Genomic DNA, 15,122 nt, shown 5'->3' with positions numbered 1-15,122 from the left:
TCCCCACTTTTCCGGAAGCACTCTAGAGCCGTTCCGATTTAAGTGGAATCGGGGAACGGCTCTAAGCTTTTGCTTCCTCGTGCTTCTTATCGGAAAACCGGTCCCCACTTTTCCGGAAGCACTCTAGGTCTTTGTTGGGTCGCGCTTCTTTTCTCGCGCGTCGTCTCGCATGCCTTCCCTTTTATTTCGGCAGCGCGCGGACGGACGCACGGTGGGACATCAAAAACCGCCACCGAAAAATGAGCCGAGGAAATCATCGCTGGCCGACGAGCCCGACCGGCGGCGGGATGCTTCCTTTACGGGGCGTGCTTCCAAGAGCTCACGATTGGGCTTCACGGGTGCCAGGTGATCGCGACCCTTAGCGATTTGCTGCCACTTGCCGTCCAGCGCCTGCGTCACGCGCTTCTCGTGGCCATAGATATCGCCGTAGGTCTTGAGCTTTCCATCGTCGTCCACCCACGCCGTGAAATAAGCGAGGTGCATGCGGATGCGCTTCTCCATGGCAATCTCGTTGTTGAGCTGCCCGCCCTTGGCGAGGCTGTCGACTTTCGCTGCGTCCCAGCCCTTATCCTCCGCCAGGACGATCTCCGCCACACGAAGCGGATTGCGCAGGCGCAGGCAGCCGTGGCTCAGTGTGCGCTGTTTAGAATTGAACATCCACTTGTCGGGCGTGTCGTGCATGAAGATGGTGTGCTGGCTCGGGAACGAGAACTTAACGTAGCCCATAACGCTCTTGCGTCCGGGCGGCTGCACGACCTCGTAATTGCGGATATCGAGGGTGCTCCAGTCCATGGTGCGCCAATCAAGGCGACGCCCGTCCTTGGTCTCGATCTCGAGATCGTACTGGCGCATCAGGCCGCCCCCGCGCACGAGGCTCGGCCAGATTTCGTGCACCTTGATGCTCTCGGGCACACGCCACATGGGACGGAACGTGATGCTCTTGAGCGAGCGCGTGAAGATCGACGTCTGCTTGCCGATCTCGCCGACGACGATGCGCTCGGTCAGGATGCGCTCGCCGTTCTTCACGACGTCGATCGTGTAGGCGGGCACGTTGGCCATCAGATACATGTCGCCGAGATCGTCGTGCATCCAGCGCCACATCTCCATGTTGGCGCGGAGTTTTTTGGCAGCGGCGTTGAGCTTGCCGTCCGCCGCGCGGGATTCCAGGAACTTCTCGCGCAGGCGATGGAACTGGGCATGCTTGGGATGCGTGCCGGCCACGTAGGCGGCCTTGTCCGTCGCGGCATCGAGGCCTTCGAGCACGGCGGCCGGCTTCAAAAGCTGCGGGCGCCGGTCGAGGTTCGAGTTGAGCTGCTCGGCCGGATGCACGATACGCCCGCCCCGCGCATAGCGGGCGTATTTCAATACCAGGAGCGAAAGCTCGACTTCAGCAGCCGCGGATGCGTCCGGCTGTTGCCCAGCAGCATCGATCTTGGGCGCGGGAAAATCGGCGGGATCAAGTCCCCAGTCACCTGCCTTGCCGAATTCGGCGAGGACGCCCTCGGCGTCGGCGTTGAATTTGTCCGATGCGATCCAGAGGGGCGCGTAGGCACGCCCCGCGTAGAAGGCTTCGAGCGCGCCCCGTTCAGCCTTCTCCTCGTCGGCGGAATCATTCGGCGCCATCGCGAGTCGCGCCTTGATCGCGCTGCCGAGTGGCGTTTCCGGCGCCCGCGCGGGTGACGCGGCGGCCGTCCCCTCGTCGTCTTTTGCTTGAGCCTCGGCGTCGGCGTCGCTTTCGAGAGGCCCCGCCTCCTCGGTTGCCGACGCTTCGGGGACGATCGCCGTCTCGGCACGGAGCGAGCCGGCACCTGCCGCGAGCAACGCCGAAATCAGCATCAGGAAACCCAGCAGCCGCCACATCGCACCTCTCCCGCAAGCTCCTGGGCGGGACGGCCCAGGCATCGGAAGCTAGGCGATTCGAGCCAGTCCGGAAAAACAGCGCCGCCGATCCCGACGCTTTGATCTCACCGCTTCCGTCCACGCCGAATAGCGCAAGGTTGCGGCTGCATTGCGCCGCTCAACCCGACGTCAGCCTTGCCAAGCCGGGGATTTTGCCCGAAAAACCGGGCGTTCCGCCTTGCAAGCGGGCGTCACGTCATCTACATGGCCCGTTTTCGCAAGGGGTCCCCTCCATGACCAAACGGCGCGCTGAAGTGGGCGTCATCATGGGCAGCCAGTCCGACTGGCCAACCATGAAGCTGGCAGCGGCCGTCCTGGACGAGCTCGCCATCGCGTACGAAACGCGGATCGTCTCGGCCCATCGCACTCCCGATCGGATGTTTGCCTACGCGCGCTCGGCTGCCGAGCGCGGCCTCAAGGTCATCATCGCGGGTGCCGGCGGCGCGGCGCATCTTCCCGGCATGACGGCCTCGCTGACGACGCTTCCGGTGCTTGGCGTCCCGATCGCGACCCGGACTCTCAGCGGCATCGACAGCCTGTACTCGATCATCCAGATGCCGGGCGGCGTTCCGGTGGGCACGCTTGCCATCGGAGACGCAGGGGCGACGAACGCGGGCCTCCTCGCGGCGCAGATCCTGGCGCTCTCAGATGCCGATCTCGCTGGCCGCCTCGCCGCTTATCGCGCACGCCAGACGCAATCCGTTGCCGAGGACCCGAAGCCCGAATGAGCGCACTCCCGCCCGGCTCGACGATCGGCATTCTCGGCGGCGGCCAGCTCGGCCGTATGCTTGCGCTTGCGGCTGCCCGTCTCGGCCTTAAAGCGCACGTCTACACCGACGTTCCGGGAGGCGCTTGCGAAGTCGCAGCAGCCGCGACCGTCGCGCCTTTCGAGGATACGGCGCGCATCCGCGCCTTTGCCGAAAACGTCGATGTCGTCACCTACGAATTTGAGAACGTGCCGCTCCAAGCGGCGGCGGCTGCCGAACTCGCGGCGCCCGTCCGCCCCGGTTCTAAAGCGCTCGCCGTCGCTCAGGACCGGCTCGAGGAGAAAACGTTCATCAGCGGGCTCGGGATTCCTGTGGCGCCGTTCGCTGCGGTCGATGGCGAAAGCTCGTTCGACGCGGCGATGTGCACGATCGGGCCCGCCGGCATCCTCAAGACGCGCCGCCTCGGCTATGACGGCAAAGGACAGGTGCGCATCAAATCCGCCGGCGAGCTCGTGCCCGCGTTCGAGAGCCTGGGTCGTGCGCCCTCGGTGCTGGAAGGCTTCGTTCCTTTCGCGTTCGAGGTCTCGGTGCTTGTCGTGCGCGCGCTCTCCGGGGAGACGCGTTTCTACGATATCCCGCTCAATACGCACAGGAACGGCATCCTCGATACCTCGACCGTCCCCTCACCGCTCCCGCACGAGCATGCGGCGCGCGCGCGCGAGATCGCTGGCGCGATCGCAACCGCGCTCGACTATGTGGGCGTGCTTGGCGTCGAGATGTTCTATGTGCCGGACGGAACGGAGCCGCTCGTCGTCAACGAGATCGCGCCCCGCGTGCACAATTCCGGTCACTGGACGATGGACGCGTGTCTCGTAAGCCAGTTTGAAAATCACATTCGCGCCGTTGCCGGCTGGCCGCTCGGCGAGACCGATCGCCACTCGGACGTGACGATGACCAATCTCATCGGTGACGACGTGGACCAGTGGCCGGCGCTTGCAGCCGAGGCTGGCGTGGCGCTTCATCTCTACGGCAAGCCTGAGGCGCGCCCGGGCCGCAAGATGGGTCACGTCAATCGACTGAGACCGCGCCGTTAAAGCCGACATTTGCACGGGCTTCAGCACGGTCCCATGCTTTCGCCGCGCTGCCTCAACGCTCTCGTCACGACGAGCGGATTTCAAAGACCGTCCCGGGGAAGAAGCTCGCAGCGCGCCGAGTTTTGAAAACGCACAGCGCGCGTTCCCATCGCATCATGAAACGCGGAGGCGACCTCAGCCGGCGGAGCCGCCTTCGTCGCTCGAAGCGCAGTGGCGCACGGGCTGCGGAGATCGACGCGCGCGGTGCTGGCGATTGACTGCGCCTGCGGGGCACGCCGCCGGCTCCTCGGCCCATGTCTCCGTGTCGTCGTTGGCCGCCTCGACCACGGAGATCCGTTCGCCGGGATAGACGGCTTTGAGCTGATCGACGTCATCGAGGGCGACCGCCCAGACATTGCATTTGCTCGTGAAGCGAATCTCACCGCGCTTGGCGATCGGCGTCGCGCCGAAGCCGATGGCGATGGCATCGCCATCCGGCCAGAATGCGATCTCGCCCTTGCTGACGACAATGCGCGCATCAGGTTCGAGATCGTGAGAAACGGGCGTCCGGAAATAGACTTCCTTGCCCCATGTCCGGACCGATCCGGAAATCGGCAGTGCGTTCCAGATGCGATCGGCGGTGGGCGTCGCCAACAGCCGCGCGCGAATCTCTACGTCTCCCGACCGGATGAGTATGTGCCGCACGACGGCCTCCCAAGACTGATTGGACAGCCGGCGCGAAGGACGCGTCCGTGTCCGCACATGCCCAGGGCCACCCGCCGAACTTGCGGGTTTGGCCCAGCCTCCCGTGGGTACCTTCTCACCAGCAAGGTTATCCTTCAAGAGGGTTGGAATGCGTGTTTTCTGGGCTTCTCACCCATATGGGTGGCTTATGGGTAGGCTCTTCTGCGGCTAAATCGCCCAAACATAATTCGAATGCCGATATAGGCACATTCAATGGCCGAAACGCGCCCTGAAGTGGTTGACCGTTGAGAGAAAGCTGTTCATCTTCGCCGGCGTCAGCGAAGGCTGCGGAAACAAAATTCAGCTGGATTTCGGGACCAGCTGGCCGGCGCCAAAAGATCAACCACCCCGGGTACTCTCAGGCAAACGGACCGCAACTCGATGACATGCCGAAAGGGCCGAGACGGCAATCCGCCTCTCCTATCGGTAAAATAACACGAGCCAGATTACCGTTTTAGCGGTGGCAGGGCTCAACAATCTTTCAAAATTTGCGGCAGGGGGGCTCGAAACTGCGTGCATCCTGTGCGCAGAGAGCAAGAGGAGCCCTTGGTGACCAACACATCTTCCGCCGATCCCGTTTCCGCTCTGAAGCGTACCCCCCTCTATGATCTCCATATCGCGAAGGGCGCACGCTTGGTGCCATTCGCCGGCTACGAGATGCCGGTGCAGTATGAGGCGGGCGTGCTCAAAGAGCATCTGCACACGCGTGAAGCCGCTGGACTGTTCGACGTCTCCCACATGGGCCAGATCGTCGTACGCGCCAAATCTGGCAATATGGCGGACGCCGCATTGGCGCTCGAGCGGGTCACCCCCGTCGACGTGCTCAGCATCGAGCCCAACCGCCAGCGCTACGCCTTCTTCACCAACGAAAAGGGCGGCATCCTCGATGACCTGATGATCGCAAACCGCGGCGATCACTATCTCCTCGTCGTCAACGCAGCCTGTAAGGATGCGGACGAAGCGCTTCTCAGGGACAACATCAGCGACGTCTGCACCATCGAGCGTCTCGACCGCGGGCTGGTCGCGCTGCAGGGGCCGCAGTCGGAAACGGCACTGGCGCGGCTCGTGCCGGCCTGCGCAGATATGACGTTCATGGATGTCGAGGAGCACTCCATTCTCGGGTCGACGTGCATCATCGCACGGGCCGGCTACACTGGTGAGGATGGGTTCGAGATTTCGCTGCCGCTCGATACGGCGGCCGCCATCACGGAAGCGCTCCTGGCCGATCCGCTCGTTGAGCTGGTCGGATTGGGCGCCCGCGATTCCCTGCGCCTCGAAGCGGGCCTCTGCCTCTATGGCTCCGATATCGACCAGACGACGACGCCCATCGAGGCTGCACTCGTCTGGGGCATCCAGGAGGCGCGGCGCGCAAACGGCGCGCGAGCCGGCGGCTTTCTCGGTGCGGACGTGATCCTCGATCAAATGGCAAACGGAACGTCGCGCACCCGCGTGGGCCTGCGCGCGGAAGGCCGCGCTCCTGTTCGGGCCGGCGCCCCGCTCTTTGCCGCCGCCGAGGGTGGCGAGCCGATCGGAACGGTCACGTCGGGCGGCTTCGGGCCCTCGGTCGATCACCCTGTTGCCATGGGCTACGTGCCGCCGGCTTTCGCCAAGCCGGACACCCAAGTTTTTGCTGAAATTCGCGGAAGACGCCAGCCCATGACAGTTGCGCGGCTACCGTTCGTGAAAGCTAGGTTCAAACGCGGCAAGAGCCGCCACGCCTGAGAGGAGACCCGCGCGATGAAATTCACTGATGAACATGAGTGGCTCACGCTTAACGGCGATGTCGTCACGATCGGCATCACGGAGCATGCAACGAGCCAGCTTGGCGACCTCGTATTCATCGAGCTCCCCAAGGTCGGCGCTAACCTGAAGAAGGGCGATGGCGCCGCCGTCGTCGAATCCGTCAAGGCCGCCTCCGACGTCTTCGCTCCGCTCGCGGGCGAGGTGGTGGAGATCAACGAGGCCATCACGCAGGATCCCTCCGTAGTGAGCTCGGATCCGTTCGGACAGGGCTGGCTCTATCGCTTGCGCGTCGCCAACTCGACCGAATTCGACGGATTGATGGACGAGGCTGCCTACAAAGCACTCATCGGTTAAATCACACAGTGGGAATTGTAATGTCCGGATCATACGACCCCTACGACTTTGCGAACCACCGCCACATCGGTCCGTCCGAGAGCGAAATGGCGGAGATGCTGAACGTCGTTGGCGCCAAGAGCCTCGACGCACTGATCGATGAGACCGTCCCGGCGGCCATCCGCCAGAAGTCTCCGCTCAAGCTGGGCGAGCCGCTCTCCGAGCGGGCTGCGCTCGACAAGGTGCGCGCGACCGCGAAGAAGAACCGCGTGCTGACCTCGCTGATCGGCCAGGGCTACCACGGCACCATCATGCCGCCGGTCGTCCAGCGCAACATCTTCGAGAATCCCGCCTGGTACACGGCCTACTCGCCCTATCAGCCTGAGATCAGCCAGGGCCGCCTCGAGGCGCTGCTGAACTTCCAGACGCTGGTCAGCGACCTCACTGGTCTCGAAATTGCCAACGCCTCGCTTCTCGACGAGGCGACCGCTGCCGCGGAGGCCATGGGCATGGCGAACCGTGTCGCCAAGTCCAAGGCGACGGCGTTCTTCGTCGACAAGGACTGCTTGCCGCAGACGATCGCGCTCATCAAGACGCGCGCCGAACCGCTCGGCTGGCAGGTCATCGTCGGCTGCCCGTTCGCCGACCTCAAGCCGGAGACCGTCTTCGGAGCGATCTTCCAGTATCCGGGCGTGTCGGGCACCTGCCACGACTTCACCGACCCGATCGCGAAGCTGCATGCGGCCGGCGCCATTGCCGTTGTCGCCGCCGATCCGATGGCGCTTACGCTCCTCAAGTCCCCGGGTGAGATGGGTGCCGACATCGCCATCGGCTCGATGCAGCGCTACGGCGTGCCCATGGGCTACGGCGGCCCCCACGCTGGCTACCTCGCAACCCGCGACGAGCACAAGCGTACGCTGCCGGGCCGCATCGTCGGCATGTCGGTGGACGCCCGCGGCAATCCCGGCCTGCGCCTCGCACTTCAGACGCGCGAGCAGCACATCCGCCGCGAGAGAGCGACCTCGAACATCTGTACGGCACAGGTTCTTCTTGCCGTCATCGCGTCGATGTATGCCGTCTTCCACGGGCCGCGCGGCCTCCAGGCGATCGCACAGCGCATTCATCGCAACACCGTGCGCCTCGCCGATGGTCTCTCGTCGCTCGGCTTCAAGGTCAGCCCCGACGCCTTCTTCGACACTATCACGGTCGAGGTCGGTGCCGATCAGGGCAAGATCATGCAGAAGGCGGTCGAGAACGGCATCAACCTGCGCAAGGTGGGTGACGATCGCATCGGCATCGCGCTCGACGAGCGCACGCTTCCGGAAACGGTTGAGGCCGTCTGGCGCGCCTTCGGCGGCACGAACCTCACCTATGACAAGAAGGATCCGGATCTCAGGCTTCCCAAGGGACTCGTCCGTACCTCGGAGATCCTCTCGCATGCGATCTTCCAGATGAACCGGGCCGAGAGCGAGATGACGCGCTATATCCGCCGTCTCTCGGATCGCGACCTGGCGCTCGATCGCACGATGATCCCGCTCGGCTCGTGCACCATGAAGCTCAATGCCACGACCGAGATGGTGCCGGTGACCTGGCCGGAGTTCGGCGAGATGCATCCTTTCGCCCCCGCCGATCAGGCGCAGGGCTACAAGGAGATGATCGACGACCTCTCGCGGATGCTCTGCGAGATCGCCGGCTACGACGCAGTCTCCATGCAGCCGAACTCGGGTGCGCAGGGTGAATATGCGGGGCTGCTTGCCATCCGCGCCTATCACCTCAGCCGTGGCGACACCCAGCGCGACGTCTGCCTCATCCCCGACTCCGCGCATGGAACCAACCCGGCTTCCGCTCAGATGTGCGGCATGGACGTGGTGGTCGTCGGCACGGACGCCGATGGCAACATCGACCTTGCCGACTTCCGGGCCAAGGCCGAGGCGCACAAGGATCGGCTTGCCGCGTGCATGATCACCTATCCCTCGACGCATGGCGTGTTCGAGGAGACGGTGATCGAGGTCTGCAAGATCACGCACGACAACGGCGGGCAGGTCTATCTCGACGGTGCCAACCTCAACGCGCTCGTTGGTCTTGCGCGGCCGGGTGACGTCGGAGCCGACGTCAGCCACTTCAACCTGCACAAGACGTTCTGCATCCCGCACGGCGGCGGCGGTCCCGGCATGGGTCCGATCGGCGTCAAGGCGCACCTCGCTCCGTTCCTGCCGGGGCATCCGGAAACGGATGGGCGCGAGTACACGGTCTCGGCTGCGCCTTATGGCTCGGCCTCGATCCTGCCGATCTCGTGGACGTACTGCCTGCTCATGGGCGGAAGCGGCCTGAGCCAGGCAACGCGGGTCGCCATCCTCAGCGCCAACTACATCGCGAAGCGTCTCGCGGGTGCCTACGACGTGCTCTACACCGGCCGCACCGGCCGCGTGGCGCACGAGTGCATCATCGATACGCGTCCGCTCTTCGAGAGCGCCGGCGTGACTGTCGAGGATATCGCCAAGCGTCTCATCGACTGCGGTTTCCATGCGCCGACCATGAGCTGGCCCGTCCAGGGCACGCTGATGATCGAGCCGACGGAAAGCGAGAGCAAGGCTGAACTCGACCGGTTCTGCGACGCCATGCTGGCCATCCGGGAGGAGGCGCGCGCCATCGCCGAAGGGCGTATGGACCGCAAGAACAATCCTCTTAAGAATGCCCCGCATACGATCGAGGACCTGATCGGATCGTGGGAGCGTCCTTACACGCGCGAGGAGGCGAGCTTCCCGGCGGGTGCATTCCGCGGCGACAAATACTGGCCGCCGGTCAACCGCGTCGACAACGCGTTCGGCGATCGTAACCTCGTCTGCGCCTGTCCGCCGCTGGACAGCTACAAAGAGGCAGCGGAGTAACCGCATCGCCAACTAAAAAGCGCCCGGTCCGAGATCATCGGACCGGGCGTTTTTTTGCTTCGTTCTCTGCGGCTTCCTGCCGGGGCCAGACCGCTATCTCTGGAAGACGTAGGTGCCGGGGGCGTCGGCGAGCGCTGGATAGCCCTGCTTGCGCGCTCCCATGCCGGGCGGGGTCACACGCCCGGACGAATGCGCCCCCAGCCATGCGGCCCATTCACCCCACCACGATCCAGCGTTCGGATCATGGTGCTCGCGCCATTCGTCGGGGCTGAGGTAGGCATCGGCCGTTCGCTTGGTGGCGATGCGGAAGCTTCGACGCGGATGTCCCGGCTCGCTCACGATGCCGGCGTTATGTCCGCCGCTTGTTAGCACAAACGTCACGTCCGTATCCGTAATCTGGTGGATCTTGTAGACGGACCGCCACGGGGCGACGTGATCGCGCTCGGTGCCGACGGCGAAGATCGGAACGCGAATATTCTGGAGCGCGGCCGGACGACCGTCCACCATGAAGCGGCCAGCGGCGAGCTCGTTGTCGAGATAAAGCTTGCGCAGGTACTCGGCGTGCATGCGGTAGGGCATGCGCGTGGTGTCGGCATTCCAGGCCATGAGGTCGATCATCGGCGCGCGCTCGCCCATCAGATAGTCACGCACGAGGCGCGACCAGATGAGATCGTTCGAGCGGAGAAGCTGGAATGCGCCGGCCATCTGATCGGCGGAGAGATAGCCGCGATTCCACATCATGCTTTCAAGGAAGTGCATCTGGCTGTGGTCGATGAAGAGCGCCAGCTCTCCCGGCTCGGTGAAATCCGTCTGTGCGGCGAGGAGCGTCACCGTAGCCAGCCGGTCGTCACGCGTGCGCGCCATGGCGGCGGCGGCGATCGCGAGCAGCGTTCCGCCGAGGCAGTAGCCGACCGCCTGGATCTTGCGATCTGGGACGATGGCGCTCACGGCGTCGAGCGCCGCCATCACGCCCATGCGCCGGTAATCGTCCATGGTGAGATCGCGATCCTCGGCCGTCGGGTTGCGCCACGAGACGCAAAACACCGTGTGGCCCTGCCCGACCAGATATCGAACGAGCGAGTTCTGCGGCGAGAGGTCGAGGATGTAGTACTTCATGATCCACGCCGGCATGATCAGCACCGGCTCGGCGTACACGGTTTCAGTCGTGGGCGAGTACTGTATGAGCTCGATAAGATGGTTGCGGTAGACGACCTTTCCGGGCGTCGCCGCCACATCCTTGCCGACGACAAAGCGCTCGGTTCCGACCGGCGGCTGGCCCGTAAGGAGGCGATTCACATCCTCAAGCCAGTTCTGGAATCCCTGGACGAAGTTCGCACCCCCCGTCGCAAACGTCTTGTCGATCACTTCGGGATTGGTCAGCGGAAGATTGGTCGGCGACATCATGTCGAGAACCTGCCGCGTCATGAAAGCGACCATCTCCTGGTGGTGAGGCACGACGCCGGGCACGTCGTGCGTGACGTCGTTCCACCATCGCTCGGTGAGAAGAAACGCCTGTGCAAGAAAGCTGAACGGCGGCTTTTGCCAGCCCGGAGCCCGAAACCGATCGTCGCCCGGCAGCGCCTGAACACAGGGCGCAGCATGGCCTTGCATGCTCGCGGCAGCGCAATGGATAAACAGGCGAGCGGCGTGGCGCGCCGCAGTATCGAGAACCTCCATCCGCTTGCCCGGCGCGGACGCGAGATGGATCGACCAGTCGAACATGGCAAGCGCTACGGAGGCGGGGGACAGGCCGCCAGAGAGCTGCGCCGTGAAGGCTTCCCGCATGCGGTCCACGGCGCGGAACGCCTCGCTGCCAGCGCCCTCGTCTCCCCGCGGCTCAAAGCGGGGAACGTCCTCAGGAGGCGCGATTTGCGATGCCGTCGCGATATCCATAGCCGTATCCTTCGATGCTGCACCCTCGCCGCGCGAGCCCGCGCATAGCGGCGAGATGCGCATGCGGTTCAGCCCGCAACCACGCAGCCGCCCGCCGTGGCCCTGCTCTTCAAACATAGGAAGGCACGGGCCGTTGCGCGAGGCGTCCGCGGGCCGTTTCCAGTGCCCACGATCTGGAGTCGATCCGGGTTAAGTGAAACTCGGAAAACAGCTCTAAGCTTTTGTTTTTTCATGAGTCTTTCCGGTGCTTTATCGTATGGCGCGCCGCGCTCCTAAATCCGCATGAGGCCGCCATGGCAGGCTCTCGTTCTGGAGGCGCCCTAAGGGGCGAGCCGGTATGCAGCGTGGCAGCTGATGCAGTTGCCCATGATATCGCGCAGCGCCGCCAGCACCTCCGACCGGGAGGTTCCACGGCGGGCAGCGTCGGCAAGCCGGTCGAATTTGTCATGCGTGTCGAGGCTCATGGACGTGAAGCCGATCGGCGTCTTGAGGCCCGTCAGCGGCGAGACATCGCTCAGCATACGGGCTCCCGACCGGGACGCGATCTCCGCCACGCTCTTGACGTCGTTCTCGGCGAGGGCCGTGACGATACCCTGAATGGTTTCGAGATAGGTGCGCATGCCGGCGAGCAGCTCAGCCGTCTCGGCGGGTGCGAGCGCGATCGCTTCACGCGGATCTCCATGCGCATGAGGCGGGTGCTGCGCCTCGCTCGGAGCAGGCCGCAGCGCGATGGCGACCAGACACGTGACGGCAAGGCAAGCAGCAGCAAAGAGACGAGCAGTTTTCACGACCGAACTCCCTCGCGTTCCAGGCCGGACGCGATCGAAAGGGCGGGCGCCCGGCGGTCGCGCTTACGGAAGCGTCAGCAGACCTGCCAGCCAGGCGGATGTCGTTGATCCCGATCAGTCCGGCCGCTGGCCGGTGCCCGCCGACGAGCAAACCGATTGACCGCAGTCAAATACAGCGCCGGACGCTCCGCATACTCAGAAGCAAGCTTGAACGTTCCGATAGAGGATCGCGAACCCGCCATGGCCATACCTCAGAGATGCTCTCTCTGCCCCGTACAGGCCTCCTCCCTGTGCGGTGCAATCGGCGAGGAGGCCGCACGGGCGCTGTCCGGCATTACCCACAGGGTGCGCGTGCCTCCAGGGCGAACCATCTACGGCGGGGCCCACCAGCCGCGCTCCTTCGCAATCCTCCTCTCGGGCGTCGTCAAGCTGGTGATTGCGAAGCCGGACGGACGGCATCAGATCGTCGGCCTCCAGTTTCCATCGGACTTCGTCGGGCGGCCGCTTTCCGATCCACCGAATCTTTCGGCCGAAGCGGCGACGCCTCTCGAGCTCTGCTCTTTTTCCGAACGGGCCTTCGAAGCTCTGCTCGCCGAGCATCCGGATCTCGAACGCGCGCTTCTGGCGCGGATCGCGGGTGATCTCGATACGGCGCGCGAATGGACGTTCCTCCTCGGCCGCACAACGGCGCAGGAAAAAGTGGCCACCCTCCTGCAGATCATCGCAGAGCGCATGACCCAGGGGAGCGGATGCGTGCACGCTGAGAGACCGCGCACCATCGGCCTGTCATTGCCGATCTCGCGCATGGAAATGGCGGAATGCCTCGGCCTGCGGCTCGAAACCGTTTCGCGGCAGCTCACGCGGCTAAAGTCGCACGGCATCATCGCCACCTCGGGCCGTCGCCGCTTCGAAATTCTCGACATGGACATGCTGAAGCGTTGCGCCTCGAACGCCTACGCGCTGAGCGGGCGTTTGCCGGCCGCGCAGCAGAGCGTCTACGGAAGCACGATGCCCTGAGGCGATCTCGTATCAGGGTCGTTCCAGTTTAAGTGGAAACGGGAGCGGCTCTAAGCTTTTGTTCGATCGTGCTTCTCTTCGGAAAACCTGTTCCCACTTTTCCGGAAGCACTCTAGGACACACTCTTCCGAGCCGCATCGTCCGCCTGATCGAGCGCCTTGCTTGCTGCGGACACCTCCTGCCCCGCGGATTGCTTAATCGCCTCCATCTCCTTGCGGACGAGATCGAGATCGGCTTCGCGCATGACCACGTTGAGCTCGGCGCGGAAGGTGTCGACCTGCCGCTTGGCCATGCCGGCATAACGGCCGATCGTCCGCATCAAAACAGGCAGATCCTTGGGGCCGACGACGACCAGCGCCACGCCAGCCACGATCAGGATCTCGCTCCAGCCCACGTCGAACATGCCTACCTCCGCATTCCACGCCAACGCCTTCCGGTCCGAGTGCTTCCGGGAAACCCGGGGTCTCGCGTTTCTAGGAGCACTCCAGCATCAAACGTCGTGGCCGGCTCGCTTCCGATCGGCGAGGGTCGGGTCACGATCCTGGGCCCGGGCGAGCGCCGGCGCCACATCCCCCTCATCCGCCAGCCCATGCTTAAAGCTGCGGATGCCCTTTGCGAGGTCCCCCATCAGCTCGGAGATCTTGCCGCGCCCGAAGAGCAGCAGCACGGCCGCTAGAACCAGAAGAATATGCGTTACGCTCAGGCCCATCATTCCTCTCCTGCAACAGGATGCTTGCGTTTCGTCGTGTCAGCGCTCGGAGGGTTTCGCCTCCTCAAGGATCTCCACGTCTGCGCGGATGATCGGATGAATCCAGCATCGGATGATCGCCGGGCCGGCGGCGCGCAGCGTAATGGTGCGGCGGCGGCCCGGGATCTGCGTGTCGAGATTGTCGACGCTGCCGTCGGCATAGGTGACGTAAATATTGTGCGCCATGTCGGACTGGTTATCGAACGTGACGACGTCGCCGACCCGCATGGTCTCCGCGATCTGCTCGAGCTCCATGTGATTTATGACGATCGTGTACTCCGCAGAGCGCGCCGCACCTGCCGAAAGCACCAGCAACGCAAAGACAGCGATCAACGGGACTACTCTCGAAAAGACCATACCATCTTCCCTCATACCGAGCTTCAAGGCAGCCTCGGGACGTGCACGTCCAGCGGAGGCCCTTGCAGCGTTTTCAGATAGGCGATCAGGTCCGTCCGCTCCTGCGGGCTGAGCTTGACCGCCTTCATCTCGGGCGACAGGCTCGGCCGCGCCTTCCCGCCCTTTTCGTAATGCTCGATCACCTCTTCGATCGTGCGCATGGAGCCATCGTGCATGTACGGTCCGGACATGCGTACATCCCGCAGCGACGGCGTCTTGAATGCGTGCCGCATGATCGTCACGCTCGGCGGCGTGAACTCGCCGCGGCCGATATCCTCGCTCTCGAGGCCGATGTCATGGAAGCTGTCGTCGGTCAGGCGCCAGCTGGAATGGCACTGGCTGCAGCGACCCTCGCCATTGAAAACGAGGAAGCCGCGCTTGGCGGACCCAGAGATCGCGGTCTCGTCCCCCTCGATCCACCGATCGAACGGCGCCTCCTCAGAGACAAGCGTGCGCTGAAAGCTCGCGAGCGCGCCGAGCACCGTGTCGATCTGGATACCCTTGCCGGGATAGGCCGCCTCGAACAACGGCTTGTATCCGTCGATCTCCTCGAGCCTCTCGACGACCTCGTCAAGGGTGAGACCCATCTCGTGCTCGGCCGTGATCGGCAGCGCCGCCTGCTGCTCGAGCGTCCCGGCCCTGCCGTCCCACATGAGGGCCGAAAGCCAGGCCGCGTTGACCACCGTTGGTGTACGGCGCGGTAAGGGCACCCCCGTCACGCCGACACCCTTCTCGCGCGCGTCCGACCAATCGAATGCCGGATTGTGGCAGGACGCGCACGAGACGCTCCGCGTGCTCGAGATCCGCGGATCGAAAAAGAGATGCCGGCCGAGCTCGACCTTCTCGGGCGTCAGAGGATTTCCTTTCGGCGACGGGATCGTCTCGGGGCGGCG

14 protein-coding genes are annotated in these 15,122 nt (G+C 64.2%); 6 read left to right on the top strand and 8 right to left on the bottom strand.

All coding sequences use genetic code 11. The features are described 5' to 3' along the window. Positions 1 to 219: 219 nt before the first annotated feature. The gene (locus V7P99_RS13175) at positions 220 to 1,860 is read right to left on the bottom strand and encodes a L,D-transpeptidase family protein (RefSeq protein WP_333795289.1); all 1,641 of its coding nucleotides are present in this window, start codon (positions 1,858 to 1,860) and stop codon (positions 220 to 222) included. 272 nt (positions 1,861 to 2,132) lie between these two features. Between V7P99_RS13175 and purE the strand changes: the two genes are divergently transcribed. Together purE and V7P99_RS13165 are read left to right on the top strand one after the other, a co-directional pair. Next, positions 2,133 to 2,627 carry a 5-(carboxyamino)imidazole ribonucleotide mutase gene (gene purE, locus V7P99_RS13170; protein WP_333795288.1) on the top strand — a complete coding sequence of 165 codons (495 nt, stop codon included), beginning with the start codon at positions 2,133 to 2,135 and terminating at the stop codon, positions 2,625 to 2,627. After that, positions 2,624 to 3,700 (top strand): 5-(carboxyamino)imidazole ribonucleotide synthase, encoded by a 1,077-nt coding sequence (locus V7P99_RS13165; RefSeq protein ID WP_333795287.1) that lies wholly within the window; start codon positions 2,624 to 2,626, stop codon positions 3,698 to 3,700. Before purE ends, V7P99_RS13165 begins: the two co-directional genes overlap by 4 nt. A 174-nt stretch (positions 3,701 to 3,874) precedes the next feature. On the opposite strand, the gene V7P99_RS13160 is transcribed toward V7P99_RS13165, so the two are convergent. Further along, complete coding sequence (locus V7P99_RS13160; protein WP_333795286.1) at positions 3,875 to 4,384, bottom strand: cyclophilin-like family protein; 510 nt, start codon at positions 4,382 to 4,384, stop codon at positions 3,875 to 3,877. Positions 4,385 to 4,972: 588 nt separating this feature from the next. Between V7P99_RS13160 and gcvT the strand changes: the two genes are divergently transcribed. The 3 genes from gcvT to gcvP are packed head-to-tail and all read left to right on the top strand — an operon-like array spanning position 4,973 to position 9,387. Beyond that, positions 4,973 to 6,145, top strand: a complete 1,173-nt coding sequence (gene gcvT, locus V7P99_RS13155; protein WP_442909907.1) for a glycine cleavage system aminomethyltransferase GcvT — start codon at positions 4,973 to 4,975, stop codon at positions 6,143 to 6,145. Between the two features lie 15 nt (positions 6,146 to 6,160). Beyond that, positions 6,161 to 6,520, top strand: a complete 360-nt coding sequence (gcvH, locus tag V7P99_RS13150) for a glycine cleavage system protein GcvH (protein WP_333795284.1) — start codon at positions 6,161 to 6,163, stop codon at positions 6,518 to 6,520. Between the two features lie 20 nt (positions 6,521 to 6,540). Then, entirely contained in the window at positions 6,541 to 9,387 is a 2,847-nt protein-coding gene (gene gcvP / locus V7P99_RS13145) for an aminomethyl-transferring glycine dehydrogenase (protein WP_333795283.1), read from the top strand. A 93-nt stretch (positions 9,388 to 9,480) separates the two neighbouring features. On the opposite strand, the gene V7P99_RS13140 is transcribed toward gcvP, so the two are convergent. Then, positions 9,481 to 11,280, bottom strand: a complete 1,800-nt coding sequence (locus tag V7P99_RS13140) for a PHA/PHB synthase family protein (protein ID WP_333795282.1) — start codon at positions 11,278 to 11,280, stop codon at positions 9,481 to 9,483. 320 nt (positions 11,281 to 11,600) lie between these two features. Beyond that, complete coding sequence (locus tag V7P99_RS13135) at positions 11,601 to 12,068, bottom strand: hypothetical protein (protein WP_333795281.1); 468 nt, start codon at positions 12,066 to 12,068, stop codon at positions 11,601 to 11,603. Positions 12,069 to 12,308: 240 nt separating this feature from the next. On the opposite strand from V7P99_RS13135, the gene V7P99_RS13130 reads away from it, so the two are divergent. After that, a complete protein-coding gene (locus tag V7P99_RS13130; RefSeq protein ID WP_333795280.1) occupies positions 12,309 to 13,085 on the top strand; it encodes a Crp/Fnr family transcriptional regulator in 777 nt (258 codons plus the stop codon). Positions 13,086 to 13,197: 112 nt separating this feature from the next. Here the strand turns inward: V7P99_RS13130 and tatB are convergent, their stop codons facing one another. The 4 genes from tatB to mauG form a co-directional block, all read right to left on the bottom strand. Next, a complete protein-coding gene (gene tatB, locus V7P99_RS13125) occupies positions 13,198 to 13,488 on the bottom strand; it encodes a Sec-independent protein translocase protein TatB (RefSeq protein WP_333795279.1) in 291 nt (96 codons plus the stop codon). Positions 13,489 to 13,575: 87 nt separating this feature from the next. Next, positions 13,576 to 13,794 (bottom strand): twin-arginine translocase TatA/TatE family subunit, encoded by a 219-nt coding sequence (tatA, locus tag V7P99_RS13120; RefSeq protein ID WP_442909908.1) that lies wholly within the window; start codon positions 13,792 to 13,794, stop codon positions 13,576 to 13,578. A gap of 39 nt (positions 13,795 to 13,833) precedes the next feature. Further along, a complete protein-coding gene (locus V7P99_RS13115; RefSeq protein WP_333795277.1) occupies positions 13,834 to 14,190 on the bottom strand; it encodes a methylamine utilization protein MauL in 357 nt (118 codons plus the stop codon). A 23-nt stretch (positions 14,191 to 14,213) separates the two neighbouring features. Continuing rightward, positions 14,214 to 15,122, bottom strand: a 909-nt coding sequence (gene mauG, locus V7P99_RS13110; protein ID WP_333795276.1) for a tryptophan tryptophylquinone biosynthesis enzyme MauG, incomplete at its 5' end; no start/stop codon positions are given.

Origin of the sequence: Hyphomicrobium sp. (assembly GCF_036780825.1) — a bacterium.
Lineage (GTDB): Bacteria > Pseudomonadota > Alphaproteobacteria > Rhizobiales > Hyphomicrobiaceae > Hyphomicrobium_C.
The sequence above is the reverse complement of the archived record's forward strand: the minus strand, read 5'-3'. Positions and strand labels throughout refer to the sequence as shown.

Coding starts and splice junctions, on each gene's coding strand:
- V7P99_RS13175 (WP_333795289.1), bottom strand. CDS start 1,860: ATGTGGCGGCTGCTGGGTTTCCTGATGCTGATTTCGGCGTTGCTCGCG.
- purE (WP_333795288.1), top strand. CDS start 2,133: ATGACCAAACGGCGCGCTGAAGTGGGCGTCATCATGGGCAGCCAGTCC.
- V7P99_RS13165 (WP_333795287.1), top strand. CDS start 2,624: ATGAGCGCACTCCCGCCCGGCTCGACGATCGGCATTCTCGGCGGCGGC.
- gcvH (WP_333795284.1), top strand. CDS start 6,161: ATGAAATTCACTGATGAACATGAGTGGCTCACGCTTAACGGCGATGTC.
- gcvP (WP_333795283.1), top strand. CDS start 6,541: ATGTCCGGATCATACGACCCCTACGACTTTGCGAACCACCGCCACATC.
- V7P99_RS13140 (WP_333795282.1), bottom strand. CDS start 11,280: ATGGATATCGCGACGGCATCGCAAATCGCGCCTCCTGAGGACGTTCCC.
- V7P99_RS13130 (WP_333795280.1), top strand. CDS start 12,309: ATGGCCATACCTCAGAGATGCTCTCTCTGCCCCGTACAGGCCTCCTCC.
- tatB (WP_333795279.1), bottom strand. CDS start 13,488: ATGTTCGACGTGGGCTGGAGCGAGATCCTGATCGTGGCTGGCGTGGCG.
- tatA (WP_442909908.1), bottom strand. CDS start 13,794: ATGGGCCTGAGCGTAACGCATATTCTTCTGGTTCTAGCGGCCGTGCTG.
- V7P99_RS13115 (WP_333795277.1), bottom strand. CDS start 14,190: ATGGTCTTTTCGAGAGTAGTCCCGTTGATCGCTGTCTTTGCGTTGCTG.